Raw genomic sequence first — 17,456 nt, 5'->3', positions numbered from 1 at the left:
ATCTCGACCACCCGCTGCTGGCCCAGTGCCAGCGAGGCGGCCGGCGCATCGGCATGGGCGCCGAGCCCACAGCGTTCGATCTGCCTGCGCGCTTCGGCCAGCAGCGCGGCCTCCTCGGCGCGGTCGAGCCGCAGCATCGAGGCGATCCAGCCCCGGTGCCCGCGCCGGTGGGCGCCGAGCGCGACGTTCTCGAGCACGCTGCGGTTGCCGAGCAGCCGCACGTGCTGGAAGGTGCGGCCCAGGCCGCGCGCAGCGAAGTCGCGCGAAGGCTTGCCGGTCATCGCCTCGCCGAGCAGGCGGACTTCACCTTCGGTCGGATCGTCGACGCCCGAGATCATGTTGAAGAAAGTGCTCTTTCCGGCCCCGTTCGGGCCGATCAGCGCATGCACCTCGCCGGCCTTGAGCGTCATCGCGACCGCGTTGTTGGCGACCAGGCCGCCGAAGCGCTTGGTCACGCGGTCGGCCTCGAGCAGCAACTCGCCGGCGGCCGGCAGCGTGCGGCTGTCCAGCGCCGCGACCGCCTTCGCAGGCTTGACCGGCTCCCGCTTCAGGAAGCGGCCGCTGACGCGGGCCAGCGTCGGCCAAAGTCCTTCGGCGAATCGCTGCAAGACGAACAGCATCAGCAGGCCGAAGACGATCACCTCGAAGTTGCCGCTGGCACCCAGCAGCTTCGGCAGGATGTCCTGCAACTGCTCCTTGACCAGCGTGATCAGCGTCGCGCCGAGCACCGCGCCCCACAGGTGCCCGGAACCGCCGACCACCGCCATGAACAGGTACTCGATGCCGATGTTGATGTTGAACGGCGTCGGGTTCACGAAGCGCTGCATGTGCGCGTAGAGCCAGCCCGACAGGGCCGCCAGCAAGGCCGCGAGGACGAACACCTTGACCCGGTAGCGGGCCGTGTCGACGCCCATCGACTCGGCCATCACGCGGCCCGACTTGAGCGCGCGGACGGCGCGCCCTTCGCGCGAGTCGAGCAGGTTGTGCAGCGCCCAGAGCGCCAGCAGCAGCACGGCCCAGATCACCGGTCCCAGGGCGCGCGGCGACGCCAGCGAGAGGCCGCCGATGGTGAGCGCCGGCACGCCGGTGATGCCGGTCTGGCCGCCGAGGAACTCGAGGTTGCCGAACAGGAAGTAGAGGCTCAGGCCCCAGGCGATCGTGCACAGCGGCAGGTAGTGGCCCGAGAGCTTGAGCGTGATCGCGCCGAGGAACCAGGCAACGAGGAAGGTCAGCGCCATCCCGAACAGCAGGCCGACCCAGGGCAGCAGTGCCGGCGGAACCACGCCGCCGAGCGCCGCGGCGGCCATCGGCGACGTGCAGACCCAGGCGGTGGCGTAGGCGCCGACAGCGACGAAGGCAGCCTGGCCGAAAGACGTCATGCCGCCGACGCCGGTGAGCATCACGAGCCCGGCCGCGACCAGCGAATAGAGCGCGATGTAGCTGAACACCGTGACGGTGAATTCGGGCAGCCAGGGCCAGGCCAAGGCCAGCGCCGCGACGCAAAGAAGGGTGAGATGACGCCGGGTCATTCTTCATCCTCCACATGGCGGCTGCGCAGCGATCGCCACCACAGCACCGGAATGATCAAGGTGAACACCAGCACTTCCTTGAAGGCGCTGGCCCAGAACGACGAGAAGGCTTCGAGTTGGCCGACCAGCAGGGCGCCGACCAGCGCGATCGGGTAGCTCGCGAGGCCGCCGACGATCGCGGCGACGAAGCCCTTGAGGCCGATCAGGAAGCCGGTGTCGTAGTAGACCGTGGTCAGCGGCGCGATCAGCAGGCCCGAGACCGCGCCGATCAACGCCGAGAGCGCAAAGCTCAGGTCGCCCGACAGGTCGGTCGGAATGCCCATCAGGCGCGCGCCGACCCGGTTCATCGCGGTGGCGCGAAGCGCCTTGCCGACGATCGAGCGCTCGAAGAACAGGAACATCAGCAGCACCAGCACGAAGGCGACGCCCACCACCACCAGCGACTGGCCGCTGATCGGCAGGCTGCCGAGGTCGAAGCGCGCTTCGGAGAAAGGCGGCGTGCGCGAACCCTCGGCGCCGAAGAACAGGAGGCCGAGACCGACCAGCACGCCATGCAGCGCGACCGAGACGATCAGCAGGATCAGCACCGTGGCGTCGGCCAGCGGGCGGTAGGCCAGCCGGTACAGCAGCGGGCCGAGCGGCGTGATGAGGAAGAGCGTGGTCAGTGCCTGCGGCGCCAGCGAGCTCGGGCGCAGTCCCAGCACCAGGCCGGCGGCGATCACGGGGAACAGCAGCGTCCACACCAGCGTCGACTTCCAGTCGACCGTGACGCCGCGCTTCCAGCGCCAGGCCTCGACCACCAGCGTCATCGCGGCCAGCGCGACCAGCAGCCACAGCGTGGCCGGCACGCGTCCGGCGGTCAGGGCCGCCATCGACAGCGCACCGAAGGCCACCAGCTCGCCCTGCGGGATGAAGATCACCCGCGTGACGGAAAACACCAGCACCAGGGCCAAGGCCATCAGTCCGTAGACCGCGCCATTGACGATGCCGTCCTGCCCCAGCAAGAGGGCAATCTGCAAGTCCATATTGATTCCGGATCGGCCGTGCGTCGGCCTTTATTCATCGGAGGGAAAGCAGGAGGCGCCGCCCGACGCCTCCTTCAAGCGGCGGCTGCGCTCAGTTCGCTGGGGGGATGTATTTCCAGGCGCCGTTTTCAATTTTCACCATGACACGCGCGCGCTGGTCCAGACCCAGGTGGTCGTTGGCCGTCATATTGAAGACGCCATGCGCGCCGGGCAGTTCCTGGACCTGCTCGAGCGCATCGCGCAGCGCGGCGCGGAACTCGGGCGTGCCGGGCTTCGCCTTCTTGAGCGCGACCGGAACCGCGGCGGCCATCAGCAGGCCGGTGTCCCAGGCGTGGGCGCCGAAGGTCGACACCGTGCCTTTGCCGTTGGCGGCCTCGTAGGCGGTGACATAGGCCAGCGCCGACTTCTTCACCGGATTGCCCGCCGGCAGCTGCTCCGCCACAAGCACCGGGCCGGCCGGCAGGAAGGTGCCCTCGACGTCCTTGCCGCCGACGCGCAGGAAATCGGCGTTGGCGACGCCGTGGGTCTGGTAGACCTTGCCCGTGTAGCCGCGCTCCTTGAGGCTCTTCTGCGGCAGCGCGGCCGGCGTACCGGAGCCGGCGACCAGCACCGCATCGGGCTTGGCCGAGATCAGCTTGAGGGTCTGGCCGGTGACCGAGGTGTCGGTGCGCGAATAGCGCTCGTTGGCGACGATCTTGATCTTCTTCAGATCGGCGGCCTTGCTGAACTCCTGGAACCAGCCTTCGCCGTAGGCATCGGAGAAGCCGACGAAGCCGACCGTCTTGACGCCGTTGGCGGCCATGTGCTCGGCGATCGCGAGCGACATCATGATGTCGTTCTGCGGCGTCTTGAAGACCCAGCGCTTCTTGGCGTCCATCGGCTCGATGATGCGGGCCGAGGCGGCCATCGAGATCATCGGCGTCTGGCTCTCGGCAGCGACGTCGATCATCGCCAGCGAGTTCGGCGTGGTGGTCGAGCCGAGGATCACGTCGACCTTGTTCTCGGAGATCAGCTTGCGCGTGTTGTTGACCGCCGCCGTGGTGTCGCTGGCGTCGTCGAGCAAGATGTAGTTGATCTTCTGGCCGCCGATGGTCTTGGGCATCAGCGCGATCGTGTTCTTCTCGGGAATGCCGAGCGACGCGGCCGGGCCGGTGGCCGACACGGTGACGCCGACATTGATGTCGGCCTGGGCCAGCGCCGAGGCCAGCAGCATGGCTGCGAAGGCGAGGGGTTTCAGAAGCTTCATACGGGTTGTCTCCGGTTTTTCGAGGGGTTGAGAATAAGGGGTGAACGGGCCGCGTGGTGGATGGCTTCAGGCATCGACGGCAGTCACGCGCAAGGGCATATGCACCGCCGGCAGGCCGCCGAGGAACAGGTCGGCCACCACCGGCGCCATCGATTCGTAGTCGAGCTCGCCATCCGGACGCATCCAGATGAACATCCAGTTGATCATGCCGAACAGCAGCATGGTCAGCGGCTTGTCCAGCGCGGCCTGCTGCAGGTCGGGCCGCAGTTCGGCGACCACGCGCGCGAAGCCGGCGACCACCGTTCGCTGGGTGTCCAACACGCGCTGGCGGTCTTCTTCCTGGAGGAACTTGACGTCTTCGGTGAGCACGCGGTGCGCATGCTTGGCACCGGCGTATTCCTCGACGAAGCGGCGGATCAGCTCGCGCAGGCGGGCGTCGGGCGCCAAGCCCTGCTGCTCGACGTCGGCCACCAGGTCTTCGAGGCGCGAGACATGGTTCTCGGCGATGCTCACGAGCAGGCTGTACTTGTCGCGGTAGTAGTGGTAAAGCAAGCCCTTCGAGAAGCCGCAGGCCTCGGCCACTTGGTTCATCGAGGTGGCCGAATAGCCGCGGTTGGCGAACAGCAGCGCCGCATGCGCGAGGATCATTTCGCGTTGATCGTCGTATCCGGCAGAGCGTCCGCGGGCCATGGCTTCCTTGTCGAGTGGATTCAGCGTTCGTCGAACGAGAGCACCACCCGCTCGGTCAGCGGATGCGCCTGGCAGGTCAGCACGAAACCGGCGGCCACCTCGTTCTTGTCGAGCGCGAAGTTTCGCTCCATTCGGACCTTGCCTTCCATCAGCTTGGCGCGGCAAGTGCCGCAGACCCCCGAGGTGCACGAGAAAGGCACTTCCATGCCGGCCGCCGAGGCGCAGTCGAGGATGCTCGGCTGGTCCTTGCGGAACTCGATCTCGCGCTGCAGGCCGTCGCGCACGATGACGATCTTCGCCAGTTCGGCATCGCCCGGCTTGGCCTCGTGGATCACGGCGCCGACCGGCGCGCCCTCCGGTGCGGCGACGCCGAAGCGCTCGATGTGGATCCGCTCCTCGGGCACGCCGGCAGCCAGCAGCGCGGCCTCGGCCTCGTCATTCATCTGGAACGGACCGCAGATGTAGGCATGGTCGATGCTGCCAGCCGGCAGCACGCTCGCGAGGAACTCGCCGATCTTGGCCTGGTCCATGCGGCCCATGTTGAGCGGCGCATCGGTCGGCTCGCCCGAGAACACGTGGTGCAGCACCAGCCGCGTCATGTAGCGGTTCTTGAGGTCCTCGAGTTCTTCCTTGAACATCGTGGACTGCAGCTTGCGGTTGCCGTAGATCAGCGTGAATTGCGACTGCGGCTCGCGCGCCAGCACCGTCTTCATGATCGACAGGATCGGCGTGATGCCACTGCCGCCGACGATGCCCACGTGCTGGCGCTTCGATTGCGGCTCGATCGGCACGAAGAAGCGGCCCTGCGGCGCCATCACGTTGATGGTGTCTCCAGGCTGCAGTTTCTCGTTGATCCAGTTCGAGAAGGTGCCGCCCTTGACCTTGCGCACGCCGACGCGCAACTCGCCGTCGTCGATGCCGGCGCAGATCGAGTAGGAACGGCGCAGGTCCTGGCCGTCGATGTCCTTGCGCAGCGTGAGGTACTGGCCCTGGGTGAAGCCGAAGGCTTCGCGCAGGTCGCTCGGCACATCGAAGGAGACGATGACGGCTTCGTCAGTGTCGGGCTCTACGGCGCGCACGCGAAGCGGGTGGAAGATGACGCTCATGGGGATGTCTCTGTTCAGATCGGCTTGAAGTGCTCGAAGGGTTCGCGGCAGGAGACGCAGCGGTACATCGCCTTGCAGGCGGTGGAACCGAAGGCCGACAGCCGCTCGGTGTTGCTGCTGCCGCAGCGCGGGCAGGCGACCGCATCGACCCGGCGGCCGAAGAAGCGGATCGGCACGGTGCCGTCGGGCGACGCCGGTCCGGGCGGCGCGATGCCGTACTCGGAAAGCTTCCGGCGGCCATCGGCGCTGATCCAGTCGGTGGTCCAGGCCGGGGCGCGCTGCAGCGTGACATGGGCCGGGCCGAGGCCGGCCTTGTCGATCGCCGCCAGCACGTCGTGCTCGATTACCTCGGTTGCCGGGCAACCCGAGTAGGTGGGCGTCAGCACGATCTCCAGTGCCTCGCCGTGTTCGATCACGTCGCGCACGATGCCCAGGTCGCGCACCGACAGCGCCGGCACCTCGGGGTCGAGCACGGTGCCGAGCACGTCCCAGGCCTGCGCGCAGCGCGCTTCGGCGGCGAGCGCAGTCACCACACGCCCCCGGGGAAGCTGCGCTGCAAGTGCTGCATCTCGGCCAGGATGTAACCCATGTGCTCGCTGTGAACGCCGTGCTTGCCGGTGCTGCGGAAGGCCGATTCCTTGGGCTCGGCCAGCGCCGCTTCGGCCAGGATCGTGCGCATCTCGGCCCGCCACGGTGCCTGCAGCTCCGACCAGCGCGGGCCCAGTCCGGTCGCCGCCGCTGCTTCGTCGACCGCATCGGACTCGAACATCTCGGGCACGTAGAGCCACAGGTCGCCGAGCGCACGCTCGATGCGCCGGCGCGACTCCTCGGTGCCGTCGCCCAGTCGCACCACCCAGTCGGCCGCATGCTGCTGGTGATAGCGCGCTTCCTTGACCGCCTTGCCGGCGATGCCCGCGAGTTCGGCGTCGCTGGAGGCGCGCAGGCGCTCCCACAGCAGCTTCATGAGCGTCGCGACCATCGCGTTGCGCAGCACCGTGAAGGCGAAGTCGCCGCGCGGCAGCTCGACCAGCGTCAGGTTGCGGTAGTCCTTCTCGTCGCGCAGGAAGGCCAACTGGTCCTCGTCGTGGCCGAGTCCCTCGATGCGGCCCGCGTGCGTCAGCACGGCGCGGGCCTGGCCGATCAGGTCGAGCGCCATGTTCGACATGGCGATGTCTTCCTCGAGGATCGGCGCGTGGCCCGACCACTCGGCGATGCGCTGTCCGAGGATCAGGCAGGTGTCGCCGAGGCGCAGCAGGTACTGCACGGCGGGCGTGTTGTCGATGGCGATGGAAGCTTGCATGGTCAAGTGCTCACATGTGGTCCACGGAACCGGGCAGCTTGTAGAAGGTCGGGTGGCGGTAGATCTTGTCTTCCGCCGGATCGAAGTACATGTCCTTGTCGGCCGGATCGCTGGCGACGATCTGGTCGGAGCGCACCACCCACACGCTGGTGCCCTCCTGGCGCCGCGTGTAGACGTCGCGCGCCATCTGGATCGCCATCTTCGGGTCGGCGGCGTGCAGGCTGCCGCAGTGCTTGTGGTCGAGGCCCGAGCGGCTGCGCACGAAGACCTCCCAGAGGGGCCATTCGGTGGCGGAGGCGGGCGTGGGGTTCGTCATCTCTTTGTTCCTTCGGGTGATGCCGGCCTCAGGCGGCCAGCGTGGTCGGTTCGGCGTGCTTGGCGGCATGGGCGAGCGCGGCTTCGCGCACCCAGGCGCCGTCTTCCCAGGCATTCACGCGGGCGCCCAGGCGCTCGCGGTTGCAGGGGCCGTCGCCGCCGATCACGCGCCAGAATTCGCTCCAGTCGATCGGTCCGTGGTCGTGGTGCTGGCGCTCCTCGTTCCACTTCAGGTCGGGGTCGGGCAGCGTGACGCCGAGCACCTTGGCCTGCTCGACCGCGGCATCGATGAACTTGGCGCGCAGGTCGTCGTTGCTGAAGCGCTTGATGCCCCAGCGCATCGACTGCGCCGAGTTAGGCGACTGGTCGTCCGGCGGCCCGAACATCATGATCGAGGGCCACCACCAGCGGTTGACCGCGTCCTGCACCATCGCCTTCTGCGCCTCGGTGCCCTGCTGCATCATCGTCAGCAGGGCCTCGAAGCCCTGGCGCTGATGGAAGCTCTCCTCGCGGCAGATGCGGATCATGGCGCGCGCATATGGCGCATACGAGCAGCGGCAAATCGGCACCTGGTTCATGATCGCCGCGCCGTCGACCAGCCAGCCGATGGTGCCCATGTCGGCCCAGCTCAGCGTCGGGTAGTTGAAGATCGAGCTGTACTTGGCGCGGCCCGTGTGCAGGGCATCGACCATCTGGTCGCGCGAGGTGCCGAGCGTCTCGGCGGCCGAATAGAGATAGAGCCCATGGCCGGCCTCGTCCTGCACCTTGGCCAGCAGGATCGCCTTGCGCTTGAGCGTGGGCGCGCGCGTGATCCAGTTGCCCTCGGGCAGCATGCCGACGATCTCGGAATGCGCGTGCTGGCTGATCTGCCGCACCAGGGTCTTGCGGTAGTGCTCGGGCATCCAGTCCTTGGCCTCGATGAAGCCGCCTTCGTCGATGCGGGCGTCGAAGCGCTGCTCGAGCTGCATCTCCTCGGCCGAGCGCACCGCCTTCTTGCCGTCGCCGGGCTCCTTGCCCATCGTGTCCATCGCTTGCGTGTACATGGTGTGTGTCCTTTCGGCCGGTGCTTATCTGGGGCGGGAATCGACCACGCGCCGCGCCTTGCCGGTGAGCGTGCGTTCGATCGAATCGGGCGCCAGCACCTCCACCTGGGTGGAGATGCCGACCAGGGTCTTGATGCGCTGCTGCAGCCACTGCGTGATCTCGCGCCGCTCGGCGTCGTCGGTGGCCGACACCGCCTGCGGCTGCAGTTCGCACTGCACCTGCACGGTGTCGAGCAGGCCGTCGCGGCTGACGTTGATGCGGTACTGGCCCGACAGCTTGGCGTGCTGCAGCACGATCTCCTCGATCTGTGTCGGGAAGACGTTGACGCCGCGGATGATCAGCATGTCGTCGGAGCGGCCGACGATCTTGCCCATGCGGCGGAACGAGCGCGCCGTGGGCGGCAGCAGGCGCGTGAGGTCGCGCGTTCGGTAGCGGATGATCGGCAGCGCTTCCTTGGTGAGCGAAGTGAAGACCAGCTCGCCCTCCTCGCCGTCTGGCAGCACCTCGCCGGTCTCGGGGTCGACGATCTCGGGATAGAAGTGGTCTTCCCAGATCACCGGGCCATCCTTGGTTTCGATGCATTCGCTGGCCACGCCCGGACCCATCACTTCCGACAGCCCGTAGATGTCGACCGCGTCGATGCCGGCCTTGCCCTCGATCTCGCGCCGCATGGCCTCGGTCCAGGGCTCGGCGCCGAAGATCCCGACCTTGAGCGAGCACTCGCGCGGGTCCTGCCCCTGGCGCACGAACTCCTCGATGATCACCTGCATATAGCTCGGCGTGACCATGATCAGGTCGGGCCGGAAGTCGCGGATCAGCTGCACCTGCTTCTCGGTCTGGCCGCCCGACATCGGGATCACGGTGCAGCCGGCGCGCTCGGCGCCGTAGTGGGCACCGAGGCCGCCGGTGAAGAGGCCGTAGCCGTAGGCCACGTGCACGATGTCGCCACGGCGGCCGCCGGCGGCGCGGATCGAGCGCGCCACCAGGTCGGCCCAGTGGTTGATGTCCTGCAGCGTGTAGCCCACCACGGTCGGCTTGCCGGTGGTGCCCGAGGACGCATGGATGCGCGCGACCTGCTGGCGCGGCACCGCGAACATGCCGAACGGGTAGTTGTCGCGCAGGTCCTTCTTGGCCGTGAACGGGAACTTCGACAGGTCGCTCAACTGCTTCAGGTCAGACGGGTGCACTCCCTTGGCATCGAAGGCCTGGCGGTAGTGGGGCACGTTGTCGTAGGCATGCTGCAGGGTCCAGCGCAGGCGCTGCAGTTGCAGGGCCTCGATCTGGTCGCGGCTGGCGGTCTCGATGGCGTCCAGGTCGCCGGGCATGGGTTGCTTCACGGGCATAGGTGTCTCCTGTGCGGGCTCAGTCAGCAACTGCCGGCTTGCCCTTGATGGTGTAGGAGCGGCCGCGGAACATCGCGATGCGCTCGCCACGCTGGTTGGTGATCTCGCTGTCGTAGACGCCAGTGCGTCCGGCCTTCGACAGCTCGACGCTGCGGGCCGTGAGGAGGTCGCCCTCGCGCGCCGGCGCCACCAGTTCGATCGCGAAGCCCGAGGCCACGGTGAGCTCGTTGTACGAATTGCAGGCGTAGGCGAAGGCGGTGTCGCACAAGGTGGCGAGAAAGCCGCCATGGCAGATGGCGTGGCCGTTGAGCATGTCGGCGCGCACGGTCATCGTGACCGTGGCCTGGCCCGGCGCCACCTCGGTGACGTCCATGCCCAGGCCGCGCACGGCGGCGTCGTTGGCGTACATGCGCTCGCGCACGAGCTCGGCGGTCTGCTGCGGGGTCGCTTCGATGGTGGGGTTCGACATGGGGTCCCTGTTTAGCGATCGGTGAAGACGGGCGCGCGCTTGGCGCCGAAGGCGGCCACGCCCTCGAGGTAGTCATGGGCGCTGCCCAGTTGCGCCTGCACCGCGGCTTCGGCGTCGAGCGCCTGGTCGAGGGTCAGGTGCTGGGCGCCGTCGATCGCGGCGCGGGTCGCCGCCAGGGCCTTCACGGGCATTGCGGCCACGCGCTGCGCGAGCTTGGCGGTCTCCTCGGAAAGTGCCGCGTCGGCTACGCACTTCCAGATCAGGCCGATGCGCTCGGCTTCGGCGGCGGACAGCTTGTCGCCCAGCATGGCCAAGCCCAGCGCGCGGGCGCGGCCGACGATGCGCGGCAGCAGCCAGGTGCCGCCGGTATCGGGCACGAGACCGATCTTGGCGAAGGCCTGGATGAAGCTGGCCGATTCGCCGGCCAGCACGAAGTCGCAATTCAGGGCCAGGTTGGCGCCGGCGCCGGCCGCCACGCCGTTGACCGCGGCGATCACCGGAACCGGCATCGAGCGCAGGCGCTGCACCAGGGGCTTGTAGAGCACTTCGATGGTGCGGCCCAGGTCCTTGGGCGGCTCGCCGGGCGCCGAGGGCGCGACCATCGGGTCGGCCAGGTCCTGGCCGGCGCAGAAGCCGCGGCCCGCCCCCGTGAGCACCACGCAGCGCACCTCGGCATTCGCAGCGGCGGCGTCCAGCCCCTGGCGCAGCGCCTGGTGCATGGCTTCGGTGAAGCTGTTGAGTGCGGCGGGCCGATTCAACGTCAGCGTCAGGACGGGGCCCTGCTGCGCGGCAAGCACGAGTGATTCGGACAAGCTGTGTCTCCAGTCTTGAGTATTGGCGTGGGGCGGGGGTCTTGACCGGTGTCAAAAGTATCATTGACCGACCGGTCGGTTAATCATAGGATCGAGAAAAGCTTGACGCAAGTCAAACTTGCCAAGGGATTACCCTTATTCCTGCTTCCCATTCAGAAACAACGGAGATTGCCGTGCCTTGTTATTCCATCGAAGGGGTGGTGCCGGTCGTCGATCCGAGCGCCTATGTGCATCCGACCGCGGTGCTGATCGGCGACGTGATCGTCGGTCCGGACTGCTATGTCGGGCCCTGCGCCGTGCTGCGCGGCGACTTCGGCCGCATCGTGCTGGAGCGCGGCTCCAATGTGCAGGACACCTGTGTCGTGCACGGCTTTCCCGCCCAGGACACGGTGGTCGAGGAGAACGGCCACATCGGCCATGGCGCGGTGCTGCACAGCTGCATCGTGCGGCGCAACGCGCTGGTCGGCATGAACGCGGTCGTCATGGATGAGGCCGAGATCGGCGAGGCGGCGATCCTCGCGGCCTGCGCGTTCGTGCCCGCCGGCAAGAAGATCCCCGCGCGATCGCTCGCTGCCGGCATGCCCGCGAAGGTGATGCGCGAACTGAGCGACCAAGAAGTGGCCTGGAAGCTGGAAGGCACGCGCACGTATCAGGACCTCACGCGGCGCAGCCTGGCGAGCATGAAGGAAGTCGAGGCGCTGACGGCGGTCGAGGCCGACCGGCCGCGCGTCAAGGCGCCGGACGTGAAGCCGTTGATCGCGACCAAGCGGGGTTGATCAGGCCCGGCGCGTCAGGTCGCGGTCGCTCTCCACCGCGAAATAGAACCATTCGGTGCCCGGCAGCGCCTCGGCGTTCGGGAACACGATGAAGCCGTCGCGGTCGGCATGCAGCACGCTGCCGTCCTCGCGTACGCCGATCGCTTCGCCACGCGCCACCGCATCGAAGGTGGCCCACTCGCGCACGAACTGGTCCTCCTGGTGCAGACGGTCGGTGACGCTGACCAGCCGCAGCAGCGAGGGCGCCAGCGGCGGCGACACGGCCGGGTCGGGCTCGATCATCCCCAGCAGCCGCAAGGTCGACAGGATGGCCCGGTACGCGACCTCCGGCGCCGACGGGTCTTCGTGCTGCCCGCATTCGAGCGTCACGCCGTAGCCGCCGCGGCTGCGCATGTATTCGTTGGTGCCCCAGCCGAAGGCCAGCGCCGCCTCGTCGGCGGCCTGTCCGCGCTGCGCCAGGCCGGAGGCATAGATGTCGAGCCAGCCCTCGACCACGCGCGGCGTGCCCAGGTGCAAGGCCAGCTGGCCTTCCTCGAAGGCGCGCGCGAAGGGTTCGAGCGTGCCCTGGTTGTCGCGCGGCCCGATCATCGCGAAGGCCTCGCCCTCGCTCTGGAACGAATGCAGGTCGAGCAGCACCTCGTGGCGGTCCAGCAGCGGACACAGCAGATCGGTGATCCGGGCCTCGTAGTCGCCCGGCGCGTCGCCCGGCGCGGTCGGCCGGAACAGGCGATTGAGGTTGCGCTCGCCTTCGCGACGCAGCCGCCGCCGCGCCAGCGGATTGGCCACCGGCACCAGGCTGAGCTGGCCGCGCAACAGCTGAAGCGAACCGGCATCGAGCGCCGCCACGATGCGCTCGATGCCGGCGCTGCCGCAGGTCTCGTCGCCGTGCACGCCGCCCAGCACGATCAGCCGGGGCCCGAACTGCAGGCTCTGGTAGGCGTGGATGCGGAGGAAATCGGGCGGCTCTGTCATTTCGCCGACCATCCTACAGCGCAGCGAAGGCCGGTCCTACCGCGGTCGCGGCGCTGCGGTGCGACAAGCATGGACCTGACAAAGGAGCAAGCCATGGCAACGCAGAGGAAGGATCCCGCCAAGACCGACGGTCTGAAGGATGCAGGAGGAGGCAACACCAAGGTCGAGCAGGGCGGTGAATCGGCCCCGCGCCTGCCTCACGAGCACGACCAATCGTCCGACAGCCAGCAGAACCAGGATGGCGGCGCGCCGCGCGTCGGCCGCCAGGCGCACGAAGACATCGAGCGCGGCCTGGTCGACACCGACAAGGGGCCGGTGACCGACCGGGTCTACAACGACAAGCTCAAGCCTTGACGGTGGTGGCCAGTTGCTCGCGCATCGCCCTCACCACGCTCCCATAGTCCTTGGCGTTGAAGATCGCGCTGCCCGCCACGAAGGTGTCGGCGCCGGCGCTGGCTACGCGCGCGATGTTGTCGGCCTTGATGCCGCCGTCGACTTCGAGCCGGATGTCGCGGCCGGTCTGGTCGATGCGCTGGCGCGCGAGTTCGATCTTGCGCAGGGCTGAATCGATGAAGCTCTGGCCGCCGAAGCCCGGGTTCACGCTCATGATCAGGATCAGGTCGATGTCGTCGATCGCCCAGTCGAGCGCCTCCAGGCCCAAGCCCGGGTTGAACACCAGCCCGGCCTTGCAGCCGGCCGCCTTGATCGCCTGGATGCTGCGGTGCGTGTGCGGCGATGCGTCGGGATGGAAGCTAATGTAGTCGGCACCGGCCTGCGCGAAGGCGGCCGCCAGCGCATCCACCGGCTGGATCATCAGGTGGACGTCGATCGGCACCGGCTGGCCGTCGGCCGTGTGGGCATGCGGCTTGAGGGCCTGGCAGACCATCGGCCCGAAGGTCAGGTTCGGCACGTAATGGTTGTCCATCACGTCGAAATGGATCCAGTCGGCACCGGCGGCGATGACGTCGCGCACTTCGTCGCCGAGGCGTGCGAAATCGGCCGAAAGGATGGAGGGGGCGATTCGGAAGGGGCTGCTCATGGGCCCGGATTGTCGCAGCAGGGCCGGCGGCTTGCAGCCTGCCGGGGCCCTTCCGTTACCATCGTCCTGATGTCCAGCCCCCCGATCAGCGTCCTCGTGGAGCCGCGCTACCTGCCAGACCAGTCCTCGGCCGAGGACCGGGTGCATACCTTCGCCTATTCCGTGACGGTGACCAACCATGGCAAGGTGGCGGCGCAGTTGGTCGCACGCCACTGGGTCTTCGCCGACGCCTCTGGCCACACGCAGGAGGTCGACGGACTCGGCGTGATCGGCCAGCAGCCCCTGCTGGCGCCAGGGGAATCCTTCCGGTACACGAGCGGCTGCCGTTTGCAGGCGCCCAGCGGTACCATGCACGGCAGCTTCTTCTTCGTCACCGAGCGCGGCGAACGCTTCGACGTTCCGATCCCCACGCTGGTGCTGGAAGCCGACGCGGGCGACATGCCCTCTTCGCGCGTGCTGCACTGAGCACGCTTTCTTTCTTCGAGCCATGAACGCCTTGCGCGCTCTGGATGTTCCGCGGGGTCGATGTTCCCCAACGTATCGATGACGTCATTTCTTCCCAATGATCTGCTGGGCTTCTGGTCGGAATGGGTGCGGCCCTCGGCCGGCCTGCCGACCGTGCTGTGGTCGCTGCTGCTGGCCGCCGCGGCAGCCTCAGGCCACCTGGTGCAGCGCTACATGGGCCTGCCCAAGGTGGTCGGCTATTCGATCGTCGGCACCGTGGTCGGCTTCGCCGGCTTCGAGGGCGCGATCTGGCCGCTGCAGGGCATCAGCCTGTTCCTGCTCGAGCTCGGCGTCGCGATCGTGCTGTTCGAGGCCGGCGGCCGGCTGCCGCTGCGCTGGTTCCGGCACAACCCGATGGTGCTGGTGCAAAGCCTGCTCGAATCGACGCTCACCTACTTCGGCGTCTTCTGGACCCTGCACTGGCTCGGCATCCCGGACCCGGTCGCGAACCCGATCGCGCTGATGGCGATCGTGGCCTCGCCGGCGGTGCTGAGCCGGGTCGTGATGGACACCCGCGCCTCGGGCCCGGTGACCGAGCGCGCGATGACGCTCGCCACCCTCAACACCTTCTATGCGCTGGCGCTCGGCTACGCGCAGGCCGGCCTGATCGAGCACGCGCCCACCGGGCTGCTCGAGAAGCTCAACCCGGTCGGCGTGGTGCTAGGCCTGTCCTTCGTGGTCGGCGCGCTGATGGCGCTGTCGCTGCGCTCGGCGTTGCGCGTGATGAGCCCGACCAGCGAGAACACCTCGATCCTGCTGCTGGCGATCATCGCCGCCGGGGCCGCGCTGGCCGCGCACTTCGGCGGCTCGGCACCGCTCGCGGCCCTGATCGGCGGCGTTCTGCTAAAGGCGCTCAACCCCAAGCCCTGGGCCTGGCCGCGCCAGCTCGGCACCGCGGCCTCGCTGCTCACGATGCTGATGTTCGTGCTGGTCTCGATCGTCGCCGCCCAGGCCGACTGGAGCCTGCCGGTGGCCAGCGTGGTGCTGAGCGTGATCGGCGTGCGCGCGCTCGCCAAGATCGCAGGCGTCGCAATCGCCAACCCCGGCAGCGGCGCCAGCTGGAAGCAGGCCTTCTGGGTCGGCTGCGCGATGTCGCCGCTGTCCTCGATCGCGATGCTGATCACCTCCGCCTTCGTCACTGCCTCGCCGCTGCTGGGCGCGATGATCACGCAGATCGCACTGCCTGCGATCCTGCTGATGGAAGTGCTCGGCGCGGTGCTCGCCACCGTCGCCATCCACGCCGCCGGCGAGAGTTCCATGCCCTGGACGCCCGAGGCCTTCGGCACCGTGGAGGACACCCAGCGATGACCAGCCGCACGATCGACCCGCGGACCGGCGCCCCGGCCAACACGCCCGCCAGTCGGGTGGTGCCGCTCGAGCCGTTCAACAAGTCGGTCGCGTTGTCGCTCGGCGTCGAGCTCGAGCTGCAACTGGTCAACACCCACGACTACGACCTCGCGCCCTATGCCGAGGACATGCTGCGCCTGATGGCGCAGACCCCTCTGCCCGGCAGCGTGGTGCCGGAGATGACCTCGAGCATGATCGAGATCTCGACCGACGTCTGCCATTCGGCGCTCGACGTGATCACCCAGCTGACGCCGATCCGCGATGCGCTCGTCAGGAACGCCGACAAGCTCAACATCGCGGTGGTCGGCGGCGGCACCCATGCCTTCCAGCAGTGGCACGAGCGGCGCATCTATGACAAGCCGCGCTTTCGCGAACTGTCGGAGCTCTACGGCTACCTGTCGAAGCAGTTCACGATCTTCGGCCAGCATGTGCACATCGGCTGCCCCGACGCCGATGCGGCGCTGCTGATGCTCCACCGCATGTCGCGCTATATCCCGCACTTCATCGCGCTGTCGGCATCGTCGCCCTTCGTGCAGGGGCAGGACACGCAGTTCGATTCGGCGCGGCTCAATTCGGTGTTCGCGTTCCCGCTCTCGGGCCGCGCGCCGTTCACGTTGAGCTGGAAGGAGTTCGAGAATTACTTCATGCGCATGACCCGCACCGGCGTGGTTCGCAGCATGAAGGATTTCTACTGGGACATCCGGCCCAAGCCCGAATTCGGCACCATCGAGATCCGCGTCTTCGACACGCCGCTGACGGTCGAGCGCGCCGCCGCGCTGGCCGGCTACGTGCAGTCGTTGGCGGCCTGGTTCCTGCAGGAGCAGCCTTTCACGCCGACCGAGGACGACTACCTGGTCTACACCTACAACCGCTTCCAGGCCTGCCGCTTCGGGCTCGATGCGCTGTACGTGGACCCGGCCAGCGGCGAGCACATGCCGCTGCGCGACCATATCCTCATGACCATGACGCAGCTCGAATGGCACAGCGAAGCGCTCAACGCCACGCAGGCGCTCGGCGAGCTGCGCACCAGCGTCGAGGCGAACCGCAACGACGCCCGCTGGCTGCGCGAGAAGCAGGGCAAGGAGCGCCTGCTGGCCGAGGTGGTGCGCCAGGCCGCGCTGCGCTTCAGAAGCTCGGTGGTATGAGCACATCATGAGCGGCACCGGCGAATTCGACCTCATCGCGCGCTACTTCACGCGCCCCGCGCAGCGCTCGCCGCTGGGCGTCGGCGACGACTGCGCCCTGCTCGCACCGGCGCCCGGCATGCAGCTCGCGGTGTCCTCCGACATGCTGATCGAGGGACGGCACTTCCTGTCGACGGTCGACCCCGCGCGGCTCGGCCACAAGGCGCTGGCGGTCAATCTCAGCGACCTGGCCGCCTGCGGCGCCAAGCCGCTGGCCTTCACACTGGCGCTCTCGCTGCCGGCGGTCGACGAGCCCTGGCTCGCCGGTTTCTCGCGCGGCCTGTTCGCGCTGGCCGATGCGCATGGCTGCGAGCTGGTCGGCGGCGACACCACGCGCGGCCCGCTCAATCTCTGCATCACGGTCTTCGGCGAAGTGCCGGCCGGCGCGGCACTGCTGCGCTCGGGTGCGCGCGCCGGCGACGATGTCTGGGTCAGCGGCACGCTCGGCGATGCCCGGCTGGCGCTCGAAGTCTTTCGCGGCACGCTGTCGCTGCCGGCCGAGTCGTTCGCTCTGGCGCGTAGTCGCATGGAGCAGCCGACGCCGCGCGTCGCGCTGGGTCTGGCGCTGCGCGGCATCGCGACGTCGGCGGTCGACCTCAGCGACGGTCTCGTTGGCGACCTCGGCCATGTGCTGCACGCGAGCGGCGTCGGCGCGCGGCTCGATACCGACGCGGCCGCGACGCTGCTGGCGATCGGCGACACGGCCGGCCTGGATATCCCCACGCGGCGCGCCTGCACGCTGGCCGGCGGCGACG

Annotated in this window: 20 protein-coding genes; 6 read left to right on the top strand and 14 right to left on the bottom strand. The window is 68.3% G+C overall.

Annotated elements, in window-relative coordinates; translation table 11 throughout:
• The 12 genes from AC1DY5_RS14335 to AC1DY5_RS14280 all read right to left on the bottom strand — a co-directional run.
• A partial coding sequence (locus AC1DY5_RS14335) for an ABC transporter permease subunit (RefSeq protein WP_478112268.1) occupies positions 1 to 1,529 on the bottom strand: 1,529 nt, incomplete at its 3' end.
• Positions 1,526 to 2,554, bottom strand: coding sequence for a branched-chain amino acid ABC transporter permease (locus AC1DY5_RS14330; protein WP_478112266.1), 1,029 nt, complete (start codon positions 2,552 to 2,554; stop codon positions 1,526 to 1,528). The genes AC1DY5_RS14330 and AC1DY5_RS14335, both read right to left, overlap by 4 nt.
• 91 nt (positions 2,555 to 2,645) lie before the next feature.
• On the bottom strand, positions 2,646 to 3,800 hold the full coding sequence (locus AC1DY5_RS14325; RefSeq protein WP_478112264.1) for an ABC transporter substrate-binding protein: 1,155 nt from the start codon (positions 3,798 to 3,800) through the stop codon (positions 2,646 to 2,648).
• Between the two features lie 66 nt (positions 3,801 to 3,866).
• Positions 3,867 to 4,490 carry a TetR/AcrR family transcriptional regulator gene (locus AC1DY5_RS14320; protein ID WP_478112262.1) on the bottom strand — a complete coding sequence of 208 codons (624 nt, stop codon included), beginning with the start codon at positions 4,488 to 4,490 and terminating at the stop codon, positions 3,867 to 3,869.
• A 20-nt stretch (positions 4,491 to 4,510) separates the two neighbouring features.
• Positions 4,511 to 5,596: a 1,2-phenylacetyl-CoA epoxidase subunit PaaE gene (paaE, locus tag AC1DY5_RS14315; protein ID WP_478112261.1), complete on the bottom strand. Its 1,086-nt coding sequence runs from the start codon at positions 5,594 to 5,596 to the stop codon at positions 4,511 to 4,513.
• 14 nt (positions 5,597 to 5,610) lie between these two features.
• Positions 5,611 to 6,126: a 1,2-phenylacetyl-CoA epoxidase subunit PaaD gene (gene paaD, locus AC1DY5_RS14310; RefSeq protein ID WP_478112259.1), complete on the bottom strand. Its 516-nt coding sequence runs from the start codon at positions 6,124 to 6,126 to the stop codon at positions 5,611 to 5,613.
• Positions 6,123 to 6,896, bottom strand: coding sequence for a 1,2-phenylacetyl-CoA epoxidase subunit PaaC (gene paaC / locus AC1DY5_RS14305; protein WP_478112257.1), 774 nt, complete (start codon positions 6,894 to 6,896; stop codon positions 6,123 to 6,125). The genes paaD and paaC overlap by 4 nt, the downstream gene beginning before the upstream one ends.
• A gap of 10 nt (positions 6,897 to 6,906) precedes the next feature.
• Complete coding sequence (gene paaB / locus AC1DY5_RS14300) at positions 6,907 to 7,212, bottom strand: 1,2-phenylacetyl-CoA epoxidase subunit PaaB (protein ID WP_478112256.1); 306 nt, start codon at positions 7,210 to 7,212, stop codon at positions 6,907 to 6,909.
• Between the two features lie 28 nt (positions 7,213 to 7,240).
• The gene (gene paaA, locus AC1DY5_RS14295) at positions 7,241 to 8,254 is read right to left on the bottom strand and encodes a 1,2-phenylacetyl-CoA epoxidase subunit PaaA (RefSeq protein ID WP_478112254.1); all 1,014 of its coding nucleotides are present in this window, start codon (positions 8,252 to 8,254) and stop codon (positions 7,241 to 7,243) included.
• 24 nt (positions 8,255 to 8,278) lie between these two features.
• On the bottom strand, positions 8,279 to 9,598 hold the full coding sequence (gene paaK / locus AC1DY5_RS14290) for a phenylacetate--CoA ligase PaaK (protein ID WP_478112252.1): 1,320 nt from the start codon (positions 9,596 to 9,598) through the stop codon (positions 8,279 to 8,281).
• 19 nt (positions 9,599 to 9,617) lie between these two features.
• Positions 9,618 to 10,067 carry a hydroxyphenylacetyl-CoA thioesterase PaaI gene (paaI, locus tag AC1DY5_RS14285; RefSeq protein WP_478112250.1) on the bottom strand — a complete coding sequence of 150 codons (450 nt, stop codon included), beginning with the start codon at positions 10,065 to 10,067 and terminating at the stop codon, positions 9,618 to 9,620.
• Positions 10,068 to 10,078: 11 nt separating this feature from the next.
• Positions 10,079 to 10,879, bottom strand: a complete 801-nt coding sequence (locus AC1DY5_RS14280; RefSeq protein WP_478112248.1) for an enoyl-CoA hydratase-related protein — start codon at positions 10,877 to 10,879, stop codon at positions 10,079 to 10,081.
• Between the two features lie 173 nt (positions 10,880 to 11,052).
• Here AC1DY5_RS14280 and AC1DY5_RS14275 point away from each other — a divergent pair, with 173 nt between their 5' ends.
• Entirely contained in the window at positions 11,053 to 11,655 is a 603-nt protein-coding gene (locus AC1DY5_RS14275; RefSeq protein ID WP_478112247.1) for a phenylacetic acid degradation protein PaaY, read from the top strand.
• Here AC1DY5_RS14275 and AC1DY5_RS14270 read toward each other — a convergent pair whose 3' ends face one another.
• Entirely contained in the window at positions 11,656 to 12,627 is a 972-nt protein-coding gene (locus AC1DY5_RS14270) for a succinylglutamate desuccinylase/aspartoacylase family protein (RefSeq protein ID WP_478112246.1), read from the bottom strand. It abuts the gene before it with no gap.
• Positions 12,628 to 12,720: 93 nt separating this feature from the next.
• On the opposite strand from AC1DY5_RS14270, the gene AC1DY5_RS14265 reads away from it, so the two are divergent.
• Positions 12,721 to 12,981, top strand: coding sequence for a hypothetical protein (locus AC1DY5_RS14265; RefSeq protein ID WP_478112244.1), 261 nt, complete (start codon positions 12,721 to 12,723; stop codon positions 12,979 to 12,981).
• Here AC1DY5_RS14265 and rpe read toward each other — a convergent pair.
• Complete coding sequence (gene rpe / locus AC1DY5_RS14260) at positions 12,971 to 13,666, bottom strand: ribulose-phosphate 3-epimerase (RefSeq protein WP_478112242.1); 696 nt, start codon at positions 13,664 to 13,666, stop codon at positions 12,971 to 12,973. The two genes, AC1DY5_RS14265 and rpe, sit on opposite strands and share 11 nt — an antisense overlap.
• Positions 13,667 to 13,735: 69 nt before the next feature.
• Between rpe and apaG the strand changes: the two genes are divergently transcribed.
• From apaG to thiL, 4 genes are all read left to right on the top strand, one after another.
• A complete protein-coding gene (gene apaG, locus AC1DY5_RS14255; RefSeq protein ID WP_478112240.1) occupies positions 13,736 to 14,131 on the top strand; it encodes a Co2+/Mg2+ efflux protein ApaG in 396 nt (131 codons plus the stop codon).
• Between the two features lie 78 nt (positions 14,132 to 14,209).
• Positions 14,210 to 15,478 (top strand): cation:proton antiporter, encoded by a 1,269-nt coding sequence (locus AC1DY5_RS14250; protein WP_478112239.1) that lies wholly within the window; start codon positions 14,210 to 14,212, stop codon positions 15,476 to 15,478.
• A gap of 59 nt (positions 15,479 to 15,537) precedes the next feature.
• A complete protein-coding gene (locus AC1DY5_RS14245) occupies positions 15,538 to 16,662 on the top strand; it encodes a YbdK family carboxylate-amine ligase (protein WP_478112269.1) in 1,125 nt (374 codons plus the stop codon).
• Positions 16,663 to 16,669: 7 nt separating this feature from the next.
• Positions 16,670 to 17,456: thiamine-phosphate kinase (gene thiL / locus AC1DY5_RS14240; RefSeq protein ID WP_478112237.1), on the top strand; the 787-nt coding region annotated here is incomplete at its 3' end.

It is taken from the genome of Variovorax sp. P4_D9 (assembly GCF_056401695.1).
The sequence above is the reverse complement of the archived record's forward strand: the minus strand, read 5'-3'. Positions and strand labels throughout refer to the sequence as shown.